Annotated in this window: 15 protein-coding genes; 8 read left to right on the forward strand and 7 right to left on the reverse strand. The window is 44.5% G+C overall.

All coding sequences use genetic code 11. The features are described from left to right. Window positions 1-72: 72 nt before the first annotated feature. Window positions 73-2,943 carry an alpha-amylase family glycosyl hydrolase gene (locus BC8716_RS20340; protein WP_094429318.1) on the reverse strand — a complete coding sequence of 957 codons (2,871 nt, stop codon included), beginning with the start codon at window positions 2,941-2,943 and terminating at the stop codon, window positions 73-75. A 430-nt stretch (window positions 2,944-3,373) separates the two neighbouring features. Here BC8716_RS20340 and BC8716_RS20345 point away from each other — a divergent pair, with 430 nt between their 5' ends. From BC8716_RS20345 to BC8716_RS20375, 7 genes are all read left to right on the forward strand, one after another. Then, on the forward strand, window positions 3,374-3,985 hold the full coding sequence (locus BC8716_RS20345) for a TetR/AcrR family transcriptional regulator (protein ID WP_245850019.1): 612 nt from the start codon (window positions 3,374-3,376) through the stop codon (window positions 3,983-3,985). 16 nt (window positions 3,986-4,001) lie between these two features. Continuing rightward, window positions 4,002-4,916, forward strand: coding sequence for an ABC transporter permease (locus tag BC8716_RS20350; RefSeq protein ID WP_094428659.1), 915 nt, complete (start codon window positions 4,002-4,004; stop codon window positions 4,914-4,916). A gap of 16 nt (window positions 4,917-4,932) precedes the next feature. After that, on the forward strand, window positions 4,933-5,829 hold the full coding sequence (locus tag BC8716_RS20355; RefSeq protein WP_094428661.1) for an ABC transporter permease: 897 nt from the start codon (window positions 4,933-4,935) through the stop codon (window positions 5,827-5,829). Continuing rightward, on the forward strand, window positions 5,819-6,622 hold the full coding sequence (locus BC8716_RS20360; RefSeq protein ID WP_094428663.1) for an ABC transporter ATP-binding protein: 804 nt from the start codon (window positions 5,819-5,821) through the stop codon (window positions 6,620-6,622). Before BC8716_RS20355 ends, BC8716_RS20360 begins: the two co-directional genes overlap by 11 nt. A gap of 75 nt (window positions 6,623-6,697) precedes the next feature. Beyond that, window positions 6,698-7,528: an ATP-binding cassette domain-containing protein gene (locus tag BC8716_RS20365; protein WP_094428665.1), complete on the forward strand. Its 831-nt coding sequence runs from the start codon at window positions 6,698-6,700 to the stop codon at window positions 7,526-7,528. Between the two features lie 3 nt (window positions 7,529-7,531). Next, window positions 7,532-9,064 carry an ABC transporter substrate-binding protein gene (locus tag BC8716_RS20370; protein ID WP_094428667.1) on the forward strand — a complete coding sequence of 511 codons (1,533 nt, stop codon included), beginning with the start codon at window positions 7,532-7,534 and terminating at the stop codon, window positions 9,062-9,064. Window positions 9,065-9,084: 20 nt separating this feature from the next. Continuing rightward, on the forward strand, window positions 9,085-9,534 hold the full coding sequence (locus BC8716_RS20375; protein ID WP_094428670.1) for a hypothetical protein: 450 nt from the start codon (window positions 9,085-9,087) through the stop codon (window positions 9,532-9,534). A gap of 63 nt (window positions 9,535-9,597) precedes the next feature. Here the strand turns inward: BC8716_RS20375 and BC8716_RS20380 are convergent, their stop codons facing one another. From BC8716_RS20380 to ku, 3 genes are all read right to left on the reverse strand, one after another. Continuing rightward, complete coding sequence (locus tag BC8716_RS20380) at window positions 9,598-9,837, reverse strand: YrhC family protein (RefSeq protein WP_094428672.1); 240 nt, start codon at window positions 9,835-9,837, stop codon at window positions 9,598-9,600. A 90-nt stretch (window positions 9,838-9,927) separates the two neighbouring features. Then, window positions 9,928-10,623: a 5'-methylthioadenosine/S-adenosylhomocysteine nucleosidase gene (mtnN, locus tag BC8716_RS20385; protein ID WP_094429320.1), complete on the reverse strand. Its 696-nt coding sequence runs from the start codon at window positions 10,621-10,623 to the stop codon at window positions 9,928-9,930. Window positions 10,624-10,781: 158 nt separating this feature from the next. After that, window positions 10,782-11,618, reverse strand: coding sequence for a non-homologous end joining protein Ku (gene ku / locus BC8716_RS20390; protein WP_094428674.1), 837 nt, complete (start codon window positions 11,616-11,618; stop codon window positions 10,782-10,784). An 89-nt stretch (window positions 11,619-11,707) separates the two neighbouring features. On the opposite strand from ku, the gene BC8716_RS20395 reads away from it, so the two are divergent. Further along, a complete protein-coding gene (locus BC8716_RS20395) occupies window positions 11,708-13,516 on the forward strand; it encodes a DNA ligase D (protein WP_094428676.1) in 1,809 nt (602 codons plus the stop codon). A gap of 83 nt (window positions 13,517-13,599) precedes the next feature. On the opposite strand, the gene BC8716_RS20400 is transcribed toward BC8716_RS20395, so the two are convergent. The 3 genes from BC8716_RS20400 to udk all read right to left on the reverse strand — a co-directional run bounded on the left by BC8716_RS20400 (window position 13,600) and on the right by udk (window position 15,543). Then, window positions 13,600-14,223 carry a YrrS family protein gene (locus BC8716_RS20400; RefSeq protein ID WP_094428678.1) on the reverse strand — a complete coding sequence of 208 codons (624 nt, stop codon included), beginning with the start codon at window positions 14,221-14,223 and terminating at the stop codon, window positions 13,600-13,602. Window positions 14,224-14,369: 146 nt separating this feature from the next. Beyond that, on the reverse strand, window positions 14,370-14,846 hold the full coding sequence (gene greA, locus BC8716_RS20405) for a transcription elongation factor GreA (protein WP_062747454.1): 477 nt from the start codon (window positions 14,844-14,846) through the stop codon (window positions 14,370-14,372). A 52-nt stretch (window positions 14,847-14,898) separates the two neighbouring features. Further along, window positions 14,899-15,543 carry a uridine kinase gene (udk, locus tag BC8716_RS20410; RefSeq protein ID WP_062747456.1) on the reverse strand — a complete coding sequence of 215 codons (645 nt, stop codon included), beginning with the start codon at window positions 15,541-15,543 and terminating at the stop codon, window positions 14,899-14,901. Between the last annotated feature and the right edge of the window lie 17 nt (window positions 15,544-15,560).

A 15,560-nucleotide genomic window follows, 5' to 3' on the forward strand; every position in this document is an offset into this window, starting at 1 on the left:
GCCTCCACTTCTTTTGCCAGCGTTCTTTCGCTAACCACTATACCTGTGCCGTAGAAGCCTCCAAGCAATCCCTTACTTAGGCGTGCCCCTGACTATCACGCCATCTGCTAATGTATTTACTCCTGAATGGAAGACGTAGTCTCTTCCCTGATTGTTGTCCCATTGTCCATGCCCATTATTAAAAGCTGCCCTGAGCCGACTTCCCTCTTCTGCTTCAATCGTTATTTTCGCGTAGCCATTATACTCCGACGAGTTTAGAGGCACCCCTGGCAAAGTGGTCCAAGCTTCTTGGTTGAGGGAATAATGAATATGTGGGTCGGTCCAACCGGTCTTATAGTAAATCGTAATGGCATTTGCTAGGTCAGGTTTTTCGGGATGCCACTCCCCATCAAACCAACCGTCTTGGTCTCGATAAAACCCATCCTCTCCAGGTCCTGGCCATTGATTAGCGCCATCATCTTTAAATAAAATTCGCACACTTTCTGCCCCTTCGATTGTGTACATATACCAGCCATTCTCGAAAGGCTCCATTTCTGGAGCTGAACCCCATGATGGTTCCTCCACTTTAGGATCTGTATCGTAATAGTAAATGTGCGGTGTCCCCCATGTGTCAGGCTTTTTGAAGTAAACGGTTAACCCTGCTGTTTTTGTAAACGTATACATTTCTTCAGTAGAGCCGAATTCGTTCTCCGCCTTAAGCTGAAGCGTTACTTCTTCTCCGGCTTCAACTCCTTCTCCTATGGTAATAACATCGCCATTTATAAAAGATTGTTCGGCAGCGCCATCAATCGAGTACATCCCTTCTCCTACGTTTTGTACGTGAAGCGTCACTTCTAACAAATCACCGGAAAAGGAACCGCCAGGCGGATCAGCAAAAACTTGCGGATAAGGCGGTACCTTCGTAAAGGTATATTCCGCTTCTGCTTCACCTGCTTCATTTTCTGCAAAAAGCCGTAATATCAGCGACTCATCAATAGCCAAGTTACTCCCGATTGCCAGCACATCCCCATCAGCAAATGCTGTTCCATTCTCCTGCGGATCAGAACCGTCGATCGTATATGCGCCCGACTCCGCTTGCAGCACACTGAGTGTGACTTCAAGTTCTTCACTAGAAAACTCCCCGCCTTGAGGCGAGGTAGATACAGAAGGAAGCGTATCTCCTTCTGTTTCAACTAAAATGACGCCATTTTGATGGGCTGCAAATGTCACTTTCCCGTTTTCAACAACTGTGCTGTCTCCCGTATAGAAGTCACGGACTATCTGTCCGTCGGAAAAGACAGAGGAAACATCAATCGTCGTTTCTCCCGTTGCCCCGACTGCCACGACAACGCGATCATCGACGCCATCCTCCACATAGGTGCGACTAAATGTATACGGATTTGTGCCAATTTGCTTGTGCACTCCTGCTCCAACCGCTAAATGGTTATTCCGAAATTGCCCCATCTTTTGCCAATGGCTTAATACATCCTCATTCACAGAATCCCAGTTCATCGCTGAACGTGTTCCTTGCTGGGGATCAGATCCAGTAGGTCCAAATGGCCGTGCTGTCTCATCGCCATAAAACAATTTGACCCCGCCAGGAAGGAGCATTAAATACGTGCCGCCATCAACTAGGCGCTCCCGTGGATATAAATGCGTATCATGCTGAGAAAGGTAGCTTAACACATTGAAAGACGCGTCCGTATTGATCTGATTCGCATAGTGGGAAAAAGTGTCTTCCATTGTGTCCAAACGGTAAGCGGGACCGTTCCCATGTTCCCCTTGGAACGTAAAATTAATGATCGAATCGAATCCGTGATCAAAGTATTCGCTCCGTCCAACACCATGGCCCCACACTTCGCCTACCATCCAAAAGTCATCCGTCCAGCTCGCCCCTGGTGCATCTGGGTTTTCTTCACGCCAAGACCACAGCGCTTCATTCGCTGCATCCTTTAACTGCTGCCAACGGAACAACTCCACATGTTTGGCCGTGTCGATACGAAAGCCATCAATTCCAAATTCTTCAACCCAAGCGGCGAGCCATTGCACAATATAATCTGCCGGAGCTATATCTAGATCACGGCGTAGATCGTTCGCAGCTGGAACGATCCAGTCCTTATACCCCTCTTGTCGCTCTTGGCCCCACTTCGTCTCTAACAAGGGAGGCAAGCCAACACTATGCGTTAACTCCGTCCGAAAGTCGGGCAAACCGGCTAAGCACATTGTGATCTCACTGTTTCCACATGATTCATACCCGCCAATTCCTGCGCGAATCCAAGGCCCCCACCATGTGCTCCACGCCGAGGCATCATCATAATGAATATGGTCGTGGACATCATGCCAAGTTTGCCCTTCACTTGGTGTCCAATCCTCGGATACGCCTGGATTCCCGAATCCATATTGATTCATATCTTTAATGGTGTTGTAGCCTGGATGGTTCATCACTACATCTAGGACGACGCGAATTCCTTGTTCGTGAGCTGTGTTGACGAACTCGCGCATTTCCTCGACTGTGCCCATATTTTGGTCGACTGTTGTATAGTCCAACGCATAGTAACCATGGTACGCATAATGGGCAAAATCGCCATCTGGGCCACCGCCGACCCAGCCGTGGATCTGTTCATAAGGAGCCGAAATCCAAATCGTATTGATCCCTAGATCTGTGAAATACCCTTCATTGAGCTTATCGGTTAACCCTTGGAGATCCCCACCATGAAACGTTCCGATGTTTTGGCCCCAAGCGTCTTCTTGGGGCCGGCCATATGAATCGTTATTGGATGGATTTCCGTCATTAAAGCGGTCAGTAATGGCAAAATAAACCGTTGCGTTCTCCCATGAAAATGGTTTTTGGTCGCTATTTTGCGAAGCATATGCGTCATTCACAGACGAAGTAGTCAACAAAAATGAAAACGTTACCATAAATATACATGCTAAAAAAACACTAATTTTCCTTATTCCAATCATAATTTTATCGTCTCCTTTATCATTTTTTAAGCAAACGTTTGCACAAATAGACAAAAACATAAGCAGGGCTCCACCTTTAGAAAACGCTCGCAAATAAAAAACAACCATCCACTCAATATCCTTTAAATAAGCAAGATTGAGCCAGTATGGAAAGACAACATTGCAACTCCCCCTTTCATTTTCTATTCATTCTAAAGTGATTTTTCTCAAAAATCAATAGATCTACTCTCCTCTATTTATTCTTTTTCGTGGAAACATTCGACCTCGAAGACCTGTCATTTTTATTTTAAGCTGTATTACAGGCATCCACTTCTCAACCACTCTAACTTTCCTCATAAACAAAGTGCTTGACTTCTCAAACCCGAGTAAATATATTAGGTTTATCAGATAATTGACTGACGCATCAATCAGTAATAAAAAGGGGATGTTTATGAGCACACTTGATAACAGGCGCCATTTAATGGAGGCTGCCTTGGCGCTTTTCGCCCAAGAAGGCTACCACAAAACGAAAGTATCCGACATTGTCAAACAAGTCGGCGTTGCCCAAGGCACTTTCTACTGGCACTTTAAAAACAAAGAGGAGATTGTCCTATGCATTCTGCAAGAAGGTGAACAAGCACTCCTGAATGTCATCCGCTCCGGATACCGCCAAACTGAAGGAGATGTCGATGATATGGTCGAATCTTCGCGGCGATTAATGACCGACCTCTTCTCTTTTGCGCAAGCAAATCCAAATTATATGCGGTTGTTGTTTAAAACAGGGCAAGATGCAGAAGAAAAGATTTGCCAGCATATATCCCATACGCTTATCGCGATCGAAGAAGCGTTCGAACGCAACATAAAACGGGCCCAAGAACTGGAGATGTTGCCGAAAGGGGGTTCGAGCAAAAGACTTGCTGCTATGCTCGTTAGCTTGGTGCTTGGAACACTTGAGCGTTGGCTATTTTCTAAATCACCCCATTTAGACAATATTGCAGCTGAATCGTTGGCAGTTGAAATCGTTTCTTTTGAATTTTTTGGGCTACTCGGCAAAACAAAGTGAGTGGAGGTGACCTTTTTTGGGATTTTTGAAAAAAGTCGTCGTGCAAGTCATACCGAGCTTGCTCATTTTAACATTGATCATTTTTTTCCTTGTTTATGTTGCTGGTGATCCTGTTTCTGTGATGCTTCCTGAAAATGCGACTGCGGCAGACCGTGAAGTATTGCGTGAAGCATTAGGTTTAAATGAACCTTTTTTCGTGCAATATTTGCATTTTTTAAGTGACCTTCTCCGTGGCGATTTTGGGATGTCCCTGCAATACCAGCAGCCAGCCATTGACCTTGTGTTCAGCCGTTTGTGGGCAACGTTAGCTCTGTCCATTGTAGCGATGATAATCGCGATTGTGATTTCCATCCCCCTTGGCATTTATGCTGCCATTAAACGGAATACGTTTGTCGATGTGCTCATTTCAGGATTGTCGATTATTGGCAAGGCGATGCCTAATTTTTGGATTGGGATTATGCTGATTCTCTTTCTTGCTGTTGCCATTCCCATCTTTCCCGTTTCAGGCGCAGCGACACCGCTTCATTTTGTATTGCCAGCCTTTACGCTTGGCATCGCCCTAGCAGCGGAAATGACGCGGCTCACACGGGCTAGTATTTTGGAAGTAATCGACCAAGAATATGTCCAAACAGCGAGAAGTAAAGGCCAAAAAGAGAGCATTGTCATTTTTAAACATGTGTTTTTAAATGCGTTAATTCCCGTTATAACGATCATCGGTCTACAATTTCCACAGTTGATTGGCGGTGCCATTGTTGTCGAAACAGTTTTTTCATGGCCAGGGGTTGGCCGCTTGTTGCTTTCCTCAATGGGAGCAAGCGATATGGCAGTCATTCAAGCCATTGTATTTGTCATTGCGCTCATTACGATTGTTGTAAATTTATTGACCGATTTGCTTTATCGCGTGCTTGACCCACGCATTAAATACAACTAGGCTAGGAGAATCGTTCATGGAGGCTACTTCTAAACAAAAGAAAGCGAACCGGGCTCGTTTTTTTGCCCACCTCTCTCCTTTAGGCTTGGCAGGGTTGGTCACTGTTTTCCTAATCGCCGTACTTGCTATCTTTGCACCGTGGATTGTTCCTCACGATCCTTTTCAAATTGATGCGACACAACGCTTAATCCCGCCAGCATGGATGGAAAATGGCTCCAGCTTGCACTGGCTCGGCACCGACCATTTAGGGCGAGATGTGCTCAGCCGTCTTATTTACGGAGGACGTGTTTCCCTTTTTGTCGGCATCGTCTCCGTTGTGATTGCTGGTTTCATTGGCCTGACACTTGGCCTTGCCTCTGGCTATTTAGGCGGTTGGCTCGATGCACTCATCATGCGCTTTGTTGACGCTATGCTTGCCATTCCAACGTTGTTGCTTGTCCTTGTAGCAATGGTAATGCTTGAACCGTCAATTGCCACACTCATTTTGATCATTGGACTGACAAGTTGGGTTCAGTATACTCGCGTTGTCCGTGGGGAAGTGCTTAGTGTAAAGGAAAGGGAGTTTGTCCAGTCTGCCAACACGCTTGGAGCAAGCCGTACTTATATTGTTCGGAAACATATTTTGCCAAACGTTTTATCTTCTTTTATTGTGATCGCCACCATTGGGATCGGCACAGCCATTTTAACAGAGTCCTCTCTTAGTTTTCTTGGCTTTGGCGTCCAGCCCCCTGACATTACTTGGGGAGGAATGCTTAACGACGGGCGCAACTATTTAGCCACAAGCTGGTGGGTTGCGACATTTCCTGGTATAGCGATTACAATCACCGTTCTTTCCTTTACCTTTCTAGGAGATTGGTTACGGGACTTATTAGACCCACGCTTCATACGAGGAGGCATAAAGGATGACAAATAGCCCTTTGCTTCGTGTAAAAGACCTTGTAGCAACATTTGCTTCTGGCAGCGACTTCAAACCAGTTGTCAATGGCATTTCATTTCATGTTTATCCGGGTGAAATTGTAGCCATTGTCGGCGAATCAGGTAGCGGTAAAAGTGTGACATCTCTTTCGATTATGGGGCTGTTAAATCGAAACGCCACGATCGGCGGATCGATCCTTTATGAAGGACAAGAGTTACTGACTATGTCGGCAACTGAACGCAGACGGTTGCGTGGCAAAGAAATGTCGATGATTTTCCAAGAGCCGATGTCCTCTTTAAATCCAATGCTGCGCATTCAGACGCAAATTGCCGAAGTGCTTAAAATCCATAACCATAGCTGGAGTAAAGCAGCGATTGCTAAAAAAGTCATTGATTTGCTCGAACAAGTGGACATTCCAAACCCTGAAGAAACAGCGAAACGCTTTCCACACCAATTGTCTGGAGGCATGCGGCAACGAGTGATGATCGCCATCGCCATCGCCTGTCAACCAAAATTGTTAATTGCAGATGAGCCGACAACAGCACTCGATGTCACGACGCAAGCGCAAATCTTAGCGCTTATGAAACGGTTGAACAAACAAAACGGCGCTGGAATCGTATTTATAACTCATGATTTAAGTGTTGTCGCTGATATCGCTGACCGAGTTCTTGTAATGCGCACCGGCAAAATTGTCGAAGAAGCGACTGTGTTTGATTTATTTGACAAACCGCAACACCCTTATACAATTGGCCTGTTAAAGGCAATGCCGACATTGGACACAAGTTTTTAGTTCTTAGCCCATCCTTGGCAATCCCCCAGGCTTAGCCAATGGATTGTCAGTAGCCAGGAAAGGAGGAAACAAAAAATGGAACCGACGAGTGAATTGCTTCTGGATGTACGCCATCTAAGCAAAACATTTCCATTGAAAAAGAGCAAAACAAACAAAGCACCTTCCTTTAAAGCAGTGGATGACGTCAGTTTCCAAGTTTTTAAAGGAGAAACATTGGGCATTGTCGGCGAGTCAGGCAGTGGAAAATCAACAGTGGCGAAAATGATTTTGCAGCTCTTAGAACCAACTAACGGGGAAATTTATTTTTTAGGGCAAAACCTTGCCAACCAGTCAAAAGCGGAAAGCAAAGCGACTAAAAGGCGTATGCAGGCAGTGTTCCAAGACCCATATGCGTCGTTAAATCCGAGAATGAGGGCCAAGGAAATCGTCACAGAACCGCTCATTCTCCATAAGCAATTAAACAAGAAAAACCGGGACGACAAAGCGCTAGAATTGTTGCACGAGGTTGGTTTAAGCGAACAGCATTTGAACCGGTTTCCACACGAATTCAGCGGTGGGCAGCGCCAACGGTTAAGCATTGCCAGAGCGATCGCCTTAAAACCGGATCTCATTATATGTGATGAGGCTGTCTCTGCCCTTGACGTCTCGATCCAAGCGCAAATTTTAAAATTGCTCAAGTCCCTGCAAACATCATATGGGCTCTCTTATATTTTTATTGCCCATGGATTGCCGACTGTGAAACAGCTTAGCAACCGTGTCGCGATTATGCATAAAGGCAAGATTGTCGAGATCGGAGAAACAAACGACATTTTCCAGTCCCCAACACACACTTATACAAAATCACTGTTAAAAGCCGTGCCGCCCTCTCATCCTAGAGACAGGCACAAACCATCTATTGGAGGATAAAACATGAAAAAACCAGTTTCTTTTATAACTATTTCTGCTGTTACACTGGCGCTCCTTGCTTCCTGCGGTTTTGAAGATCCTGATGCAAACGATACAACCAATGACGATACAGCGTCTGGCAATGGCCAGCTGACGATTGCCAACCCTGCCGACATCACTACGTTTGACCCTCATAATAATAGCGTCATTACGACTTCGGCTGTACTCGTAAATGTATACAGTAAGTTGTTAAAACGGGATGAAGCAGGAGAAATCATTCCTGAGTTGGCGGAGAGTTGGGACACGATAGATGATGTAACTTGGGAATTCCAATTACGTGATGACGTTACTTTTCATAACGGCGATCCATTTACGGCGGAAGATGTGAAATTCTCATTGGAACGAGTTGCCAACGATACGACGCTCCAGCAATATGCCACATTTAGCCAAATTGAAAATGTGGACGTAGTGGATGACCATACCATTCAAATTACAACTGCTGAACCTGACCCACAATTGCTCAGTCGCCTCTCTACTCCAGCAGCAAGCATGTTGCCAAAAGACTACTTTGAAGAAGTAGGCGCTGATGAGTTTTTCAAAGCCCCGGTTGGAACCGGTCCATTTCAATTTGAATCTTGGCAACAAGATGAAGCTGTTGTATTAAGCAAATATGAAGGCTATTTTGAAGGAGAGCCGAATTGGGAAACTGTTCGCTTTAGTGTGGTGCCTGAAGACTCAACCCGTGTATCTGAACTTCTTACCGGTGGCGTCGATATCGCCTTCAATATTCCTACCGCTGACATGGAGCGGATTGACAACAATGATGGCACCCATATGGCATTAGAACCGATTCAACGTGTGATCCAAATTTGGCTTTCTAATGAGGAAGGAGAAGCTACAGCTGACCCGGCAGTAAGAGAAGCAATTGATTTGGCTATCGACAATCAGGTAATTATCGATGAAATTCTTCAAGGCAGCGCTACAGCAACACGGACTCATATTACGCCCGGAAACTTTGGCGCTGATCCGTCTTTGTATGACACGTACGAGTACGACCCAGAACGAGCAAAAGAAATTCTTGCTGATGCTGGCTATGAAGATGGCGTGACAATCAATATGTCTGTTAATAATTACTATACGGAAATGGCGGAAGTGGTTGGCGGCATGCTAGCTGATGTCGGCATTACAGCCAATATCGAACTAATTGAACAAAGCCAGTTTGCCAACCGATTATTTAACGGTGAATTAGAAGAAGCGATCTTTGTCGGCTGGGGAAATGACATGTTTGATGCAAGCGTGCTCGACTTCTTTAAAGAAGAAGGGGTCGCCCCTTATACTGACCCTGAGATTGAACAGCTGCTTGAAGATGCTGCTTATAATATGGATGAGGAAGAACGTGCCGACCAATATCAACAAGTTCAACAACAATTAGCTGAAGATCGTGGCGCTGTTTATTTATTCCAACTTCAAGGCCGCTATGGGGTGAGTGACCGTTTGGACTACAAACCAAGACTTGATGAGCTCTATTACGCAAACGAAATCAAATTGGCCAAATAAGGCATAAGGAGAATAAACTCATGGACCTTCCAGCTTTATCGCAATGGGAAGCTTTTATGGTGGAAACGTTGCTTGCCAAAGGCATGGAGCGACAAACACTCATTAATTTGCTGAAAGCAAAAGATGCGGAAACACTGAACAACTTTGATGACACCTTCGATTATCATGAACTGATTACAGCTGCAGAAACAGCTTTAGACAACCTTACGCAAGCAGTGCAAGTAGGCTACACCATTAAGTTTGTGTCGAAATTCGGGATTAAACGCTTGCTCGGTTTAAAATATGGACTGGAGGAAGGCATCGACTACCAAATGGCAGACGACCGGTTTGACAATCTTACACTGACAGCGCCACAATTAGCTGAATTTAAAGCAATGTTGTCGCCAAACTGGAAAGTGTTTAACGAAATCAATGGAAATGGGACTTTTACCGTCTCCATTCTCCATGCAACACTTGTACACAAAACCTAACCTTTTCAAAATGAAGCCCTAAGCTTTTTTGCTTAGGGCTTTATTTTATGTGGGTTGTTTGTCTTATTCGTGTTTTTTTAATTTTTGTTTAGCCAAGTAAGAAAGGCCAAAGCAACAACCGGCAAAGACAATAGCAGCTCCAATAATGCCTGAATATATTTGTACACTTGCATCATGTATTTGGTAAGGCTCAGGCAGCCAAAAACCAATTGTCAAAAATAAACCCGCCCCTAAAAACAACAAGCAGAACAACTGATAATCATGCTGATCCTGTTTCAAACGTTGAATCGTCTTTTCGTCCATTAGACTGCCTCCTCTCCTACTGCTCTCCTTTTCTATGTTAACAGATCAAAAGAAGTTCGAAAGGCGAAGACTTTTGCTAATAGAGGAAAATTATGCTGATAAGTGGTCGAGCATCAATATCACTTGTTTAGCGGAATTGACAGCTGATTTTTCTAAAAATGCATCGTATGACATCTTTGCGTCTTGGCCAGCCACGTCAGACAAAGCCCGGATAATGACAAATGGGGTTTGGAATTGGTGGCATACTTGAGCGATCGCGCCTGCTTCCATTTCTGCACAATAAGCAGCAGGAAATAATGTTTTGACTTCGTTTACACGCGTTTCTTCCCCCATAAAGGAATCTCCTGTCACAATCAGCCCCTCTTCTGAATGGAAGCCTACTTTTTGCGCGGCTGTCTTCGCTGCTGCAATTAAGGTTGCATCTGGTAAATACGCTGGCACCATTCCAGGAACTTGTCCATATTCATAGCCAAACACAGTTGCGTCAACATCGTGGTAACGTACTTCCGTTGAAATGACAAGATCGCCAACAGCCATACTTGCGTTGAGGCCTCCTGCTACGCCAGTGTTGATAATAGCATCAGGTTGAAACCGATCATTCAATAGCGTTGTTGCCAGTGCAGCGTTCACTTTTCCAATTCCACACCGTGTTAGCACTACTTGCACAGCGCCAATTTTTCCTTCAGTAAATTCACAATTGGCAATCGTTGTCACTACGCGGTTTTCCATTTTATCTCGTAAAAAGTTGACTTCTTCTTCCATTGCACCAATGATACCGATTTTCACATCCACTCTTCCCTTCTGTTGGACAATTCCTTTTCCAGTATACACACCTTTAAGCAAGATTTCACGACTTAAAACTGAAAAAACCAGCTGGCAATGCCGGCTGGTTCAACCTATCGCTTTCAATATCTTCATTGACAAAGCGTTTTCGATCCGTCTGGTTATGCGTTTTTCTTTGTTGCTGTTTTTCGTTTTGATGCAGCCGCTTTTTTCCGCTTCGGCTTTGTCCGCTCTAGTGACGCCTCTAGCGCTGACATTAAATCGGTCACATTCGTGTCCCGTTCCGCTTCTTTTGGTTCCGAAACAACCATTTTGTTTCCTTGCTTTTTTTGTTCAATTAGATCAAAAAGCTGCTCCCGGTATTCATCCGTGTATGACTCTGGGTCGAATTCACTGGTAAGCTGGTCAATCAAAAGCAACGCCGTCTTTAGTTCTTTTTCTTCTACTTTAGGCGCTTCTGGCAAATTAGGGACATCAGCAAGCTTCCGCACCTCATCAGGAAAATAAATCGTCTCCATCATTAAAGCGTTGCCGTACGTGCGGACAATTGCCAAATGTTCTTTCGCGCGAATGATAATTTTGCCAATGCCAATTTTTTTAGAATCAGCAAGCGCCCTTTGCAACAGTGCGTAGGCTTTGGAGCCACCATCACCTGGCGCTAAGAAATAAGAACGGTCAAAATAAATCGGATCGACTTCCTCCAACTGGACAAAATCAAGAATTTGCACCGCTTTGTCTTCGTTGTCTTTTCGAAACTGCTCAAGCTCTTCCGCTTCGACAACAACAAATTTGTTTTTCACGTATTCGTATGCTTTGACAATATCATCTGCTTCTACTGCTTCCTCGCAGTGGCGACACCTTTTCTCATAAGAGATTGGCGTATGGCACTTTTTATGGAGTTGACGCATTTTGATGTCTTTGTTTTCGGTTGCCGTGTGCAGTTTAACGGGAATATGAACAAGCCCGAACTGGATGCTGCCTTTCCAAACTGTATGCATGATTTCACCTCACTCTTACTATACGGCGCAAGCGCCATTAATATCACAGGAAAGGTTTGGTTACTCTATAGCTAGGAGGTAGCGCAAAAATGAAACCAATGAAACTGACGGAGACGACCGCATTTCCTCAGTCAACAGGCTGGGTCGGAGAGCCTAAATACGATGGCTATCGTTGCCTAGTTTCCATCACAGACACGAGCGTTGAGCTAATCAGCCGCAACGGGCGATTGCTTAACCATGCTTTCCCTGAAGTTGTAAGTGCTTTTGAAGAAAGGCAAACAAAGCTTTCAGGCCAGTTGCCGATCGTATTGGATGGAGAGCTTGTTTGTTTGCTGAATGGCTATGCAAGCCATTTTCCTGCTGTACAAACCCGTTCGCGCATGAGCAATGTTCATGTGATCGAAAAGGAAATGTTAAGCAGGCCTTGCCAATGGATGGCCTTTGACATACTCAACCAACCTAATGTTCCTTATCGAGAAAGGCGCAAACAGTTGTTATCATTCTGCAAACGGGCCGACATTCCCATCGTTACTCCATTAGGCGATGTCCCGACACTTGGTGTGGTTGAGTCGACAAGCGCTATTCAAGCGCTCCTAACGACGGTGAAACGTTATAATGGCGAAGGGATTGTCCTTAAAAAACAGCTAAGCCCATACAATCAAAATATCCGTTCAAAAGATTGGCTAAAACTGAAACATTACCGGTTTGTGCCTGTTCTTGTTACTTTTTTTGATGCGACGAATGGCTATTTTCACGGCAGCGTTTATCACCAACAAAGGGAGTTAAACGAAGTCGCTATTTTTAAGCACGGCCTTTCGCCAGACGATGCCAAAACGTTAGCCAATTTTTTTAGAACAAAAGGAACAGCTGAAAAAAATGGGTTTCGCCTCGCTCCATCAATCGTCGTTGAGCTCGCTTGCATTGGCCTTTCTGGTGGACAACTCCGTGAAGTCTCCTTTGTCCGCTTTTTGCATCATGCTGATCCAGACGACATCACCATGGCCACACTGTTTCATGGTTTGTATCCATTGCCAGACATTGTAGAGACGACAAGTTTGGATAAACCGTTATGGGAACAGGTCACAAAAGCGGATTACCTTCATTATTTGCAAGCTGTTATGCCTTTTATGCTGCCTTTTTTATATCAACGAGCGCTTACTGTCATTCGATTTCCCCATGGGACGTTTGCAAATGAGCGTTTTTACCAAAAACATATTCCAAGTTATGCGCCTGCTTATGTCAAATCAGGTTGGTTAGAAGATATTTGTTATATTCTATGCAACAATCCAGAAACGCTTATATGGCTTGGAAACCAACTGGCGTTGGAACTCCACATTCCGTTTCAAACGATTGATTCAAGCAAACCAGACGAAATTGTCTTTGATCTCGATCCTCCAAGCCAAGATCAGTTTGGCCTTGCCCAGGAAGCAGCACTTGACATGAAACAAATTTTCAACCGGTTTCAACTCCCCTTTTTTTGCAAAACGACTGGTGGAAAAGGATTGCAAGTTCACATTCCATTGGAAAAACAGACCCTTACTTATGAGGAGACAGGCCGCTTCATGAAATTTGTCGCAGATTTTCTCTGCCAACAAAAGCCAGGCAAGTATACGACGGAACGGCTCAAAAAAAAGCGACGTAACCGTCTCTATATCGACTACGTTCAGCATGCTTATAACAAAACGCTCATTGCACCATACTCTATGAGAGAGACCGGCTTTGCCGCCATTCCTTTGCGAGAAGACGAATTAGCATCGCCCACTCTTTCGCCTCAGCAATTTTCACTCGTTGATGTGCTTAGGCGCATCCAACAATTTGAGAACCCGTTTACTGGCTACGAACAAAAACGAGTAAGCAAAGAACGCTTTTTCAAATTGCTCGATGAAATTGGCGTATAGCAAAAAACGGATGCATGATGCATCCGTTTCAGACTGTACACTTATTTATTCGGTCTACGCATTGAGGTAGACGCTCCTTTTGCTTAGCGAGGATCTGTAGCTGATTCACTCGATGACACAACCGTCCAACCAACATTGTCTTCCCATTGAAGGCGTACGTCGTGATAGGTGCCTGTGTTTTTATCAAGCAACACGCCCCGGGCACTTGTAGTGGAACCGCCATTTCCTAACCACATAAGTGTTGAATTCGATTCGTTTAAACCTGTGGCCAAATAAAGGGCTGACTCCATTTCGTTCCAGTTTTGACTTCCTCTTGTGAAGTCATTTGGTGACGGATTTTCCTGTTGCGTCGGAACAGTATCGCCTTCTGTTTCTTCCGTTTCTTCGTCTTCTGTTTGTTCTTCTTCGTCGTTTTCCTCACTGCTATTTTCGTCTTCATTATGTTCTTCTTCGGAAGCATCGTTGTCGCTGTCGCCGTCATCATTGGCTGCTGTACTTCCTTCTTCATCGCCTTCTTCAATCGTTTGGCCATCTCCTGATTGACCTGAGCTGCTTTCTTGTTCATCCACAGCAGCTTGATCGGAACTAAACCAATTTACTGCAAGATTGCCACCAAGAAAGAGGATCAGCACAGTAACAATGATAATAGCAATGTTTAGGATTCGATTAATACGTTTACTTCTGCGATATTCAGATCGCCGTCCCATCAAATAACCTCCTCTTTCCAACGTTCTTTTTCCATTATAGCTTGTTTCAGTTGAACTTCAACCTTCCTTTTGTCGGAGATTGACGAAAAATCATGTGAAAAAAAATAGTCCTCTTGCTCTAATTGCAACAAGAGGACTCCTTATATTTAGCGGATTTCAAGGATTTCGACTTCCATTTCCCCGCCTGGCGTATTCACAACAACACGGTCATTAACTGTTTTACCTAACAAACTTTGCGCCATCGGAGAGTCATTTGAAATTTTTCCCTCAAACGGATCTGACTCTGCTGAACCGACAATCGTATATTCTTCTTCTTCCCCATCAGGTAGTTCCATTAAGCGAACTGTTTTTCCTAATGAAACAACATTGCCATCTACTTTTTCATTTTCAATCATGACGGCATTGCGAATCATTTTTTCCAGTTGGGCAATCCGGCCTTCAACAAATGCCTGGTCTTCTTTGGCAGAATCATACTCGGAGTTCTCCGACAGGTCGCCAAAGCTACGGGCGACTTTTATACGTTCAACGACTTCTTTACGTCGTGTTGTAATCAAATAATGCAGTTCTTCTTCAAGTTTTTTCTTACCTTCTGCGGTCATGTAATGTTTTTTCTCTTCTGACATGCTATTCACTCCTCATTAATATATACAAAAGGACTGTTGGGACTGGCTTTGTTTAAGCATCCAACTTCTTTTGTTCAATAATTGTGCGAATTTTTGTTGCCATCAAATCGATCGCGACTTTGTTTTGCCCGCCTTCTGGGATAATTAAATCCGCATAACGTTTTGTCGGCTCCACAAACTGCAAATGCATAGGCCTCACGACCGAAGTGTATTGGTCAATGACGGAATCGATTGACCGCCCGCGCTCCTTTGTATCGCGAACAAGCCTACGAATGATGCGAATATCAGGGTCCGTGTCGACAAACACCTTTATATCCATCATGCTTCGTAAACGTTCGTCTTCAAGAATCAAAATTCCTTCTAGGATAATGACATCTTTCGGCTCAATTTTTGTAACCGTTTTTGCCCGTGTATGATTGGCATAATCGTAGGAAGGCTTAAAAATCGGCGACCGATCTGCCAGTTGCATAAGATGGGCATAAAGAAGCTCATTGTCAAATGAAAGCGGATGGTCGTAATTCGTTTTTAAACGCTCTTCAAATGTGAGATGATCTTGATTTTTATAGTATGCATCTTGTTCAATCAAGACAATGGATGACTGGCTGAACTGCTTAAAAATTTCTTTGGCGACAGTGGTCTTCCCAGATCCAGTGCCGCCCGCTACGCCAATGATCACAGGCCTCGTGCTTGATTCCATTCGTCTTCCTCTCCTAT

The sequence above is a fragment of the Shouchella clausii genome (assembly GCF_002250115.1).
Taxonomy (GTDB): Bacteria; Bacillota; Bacilli; order Bacillales; family Bacillaceae_D; genus Shouchella; species Shouchella clausii.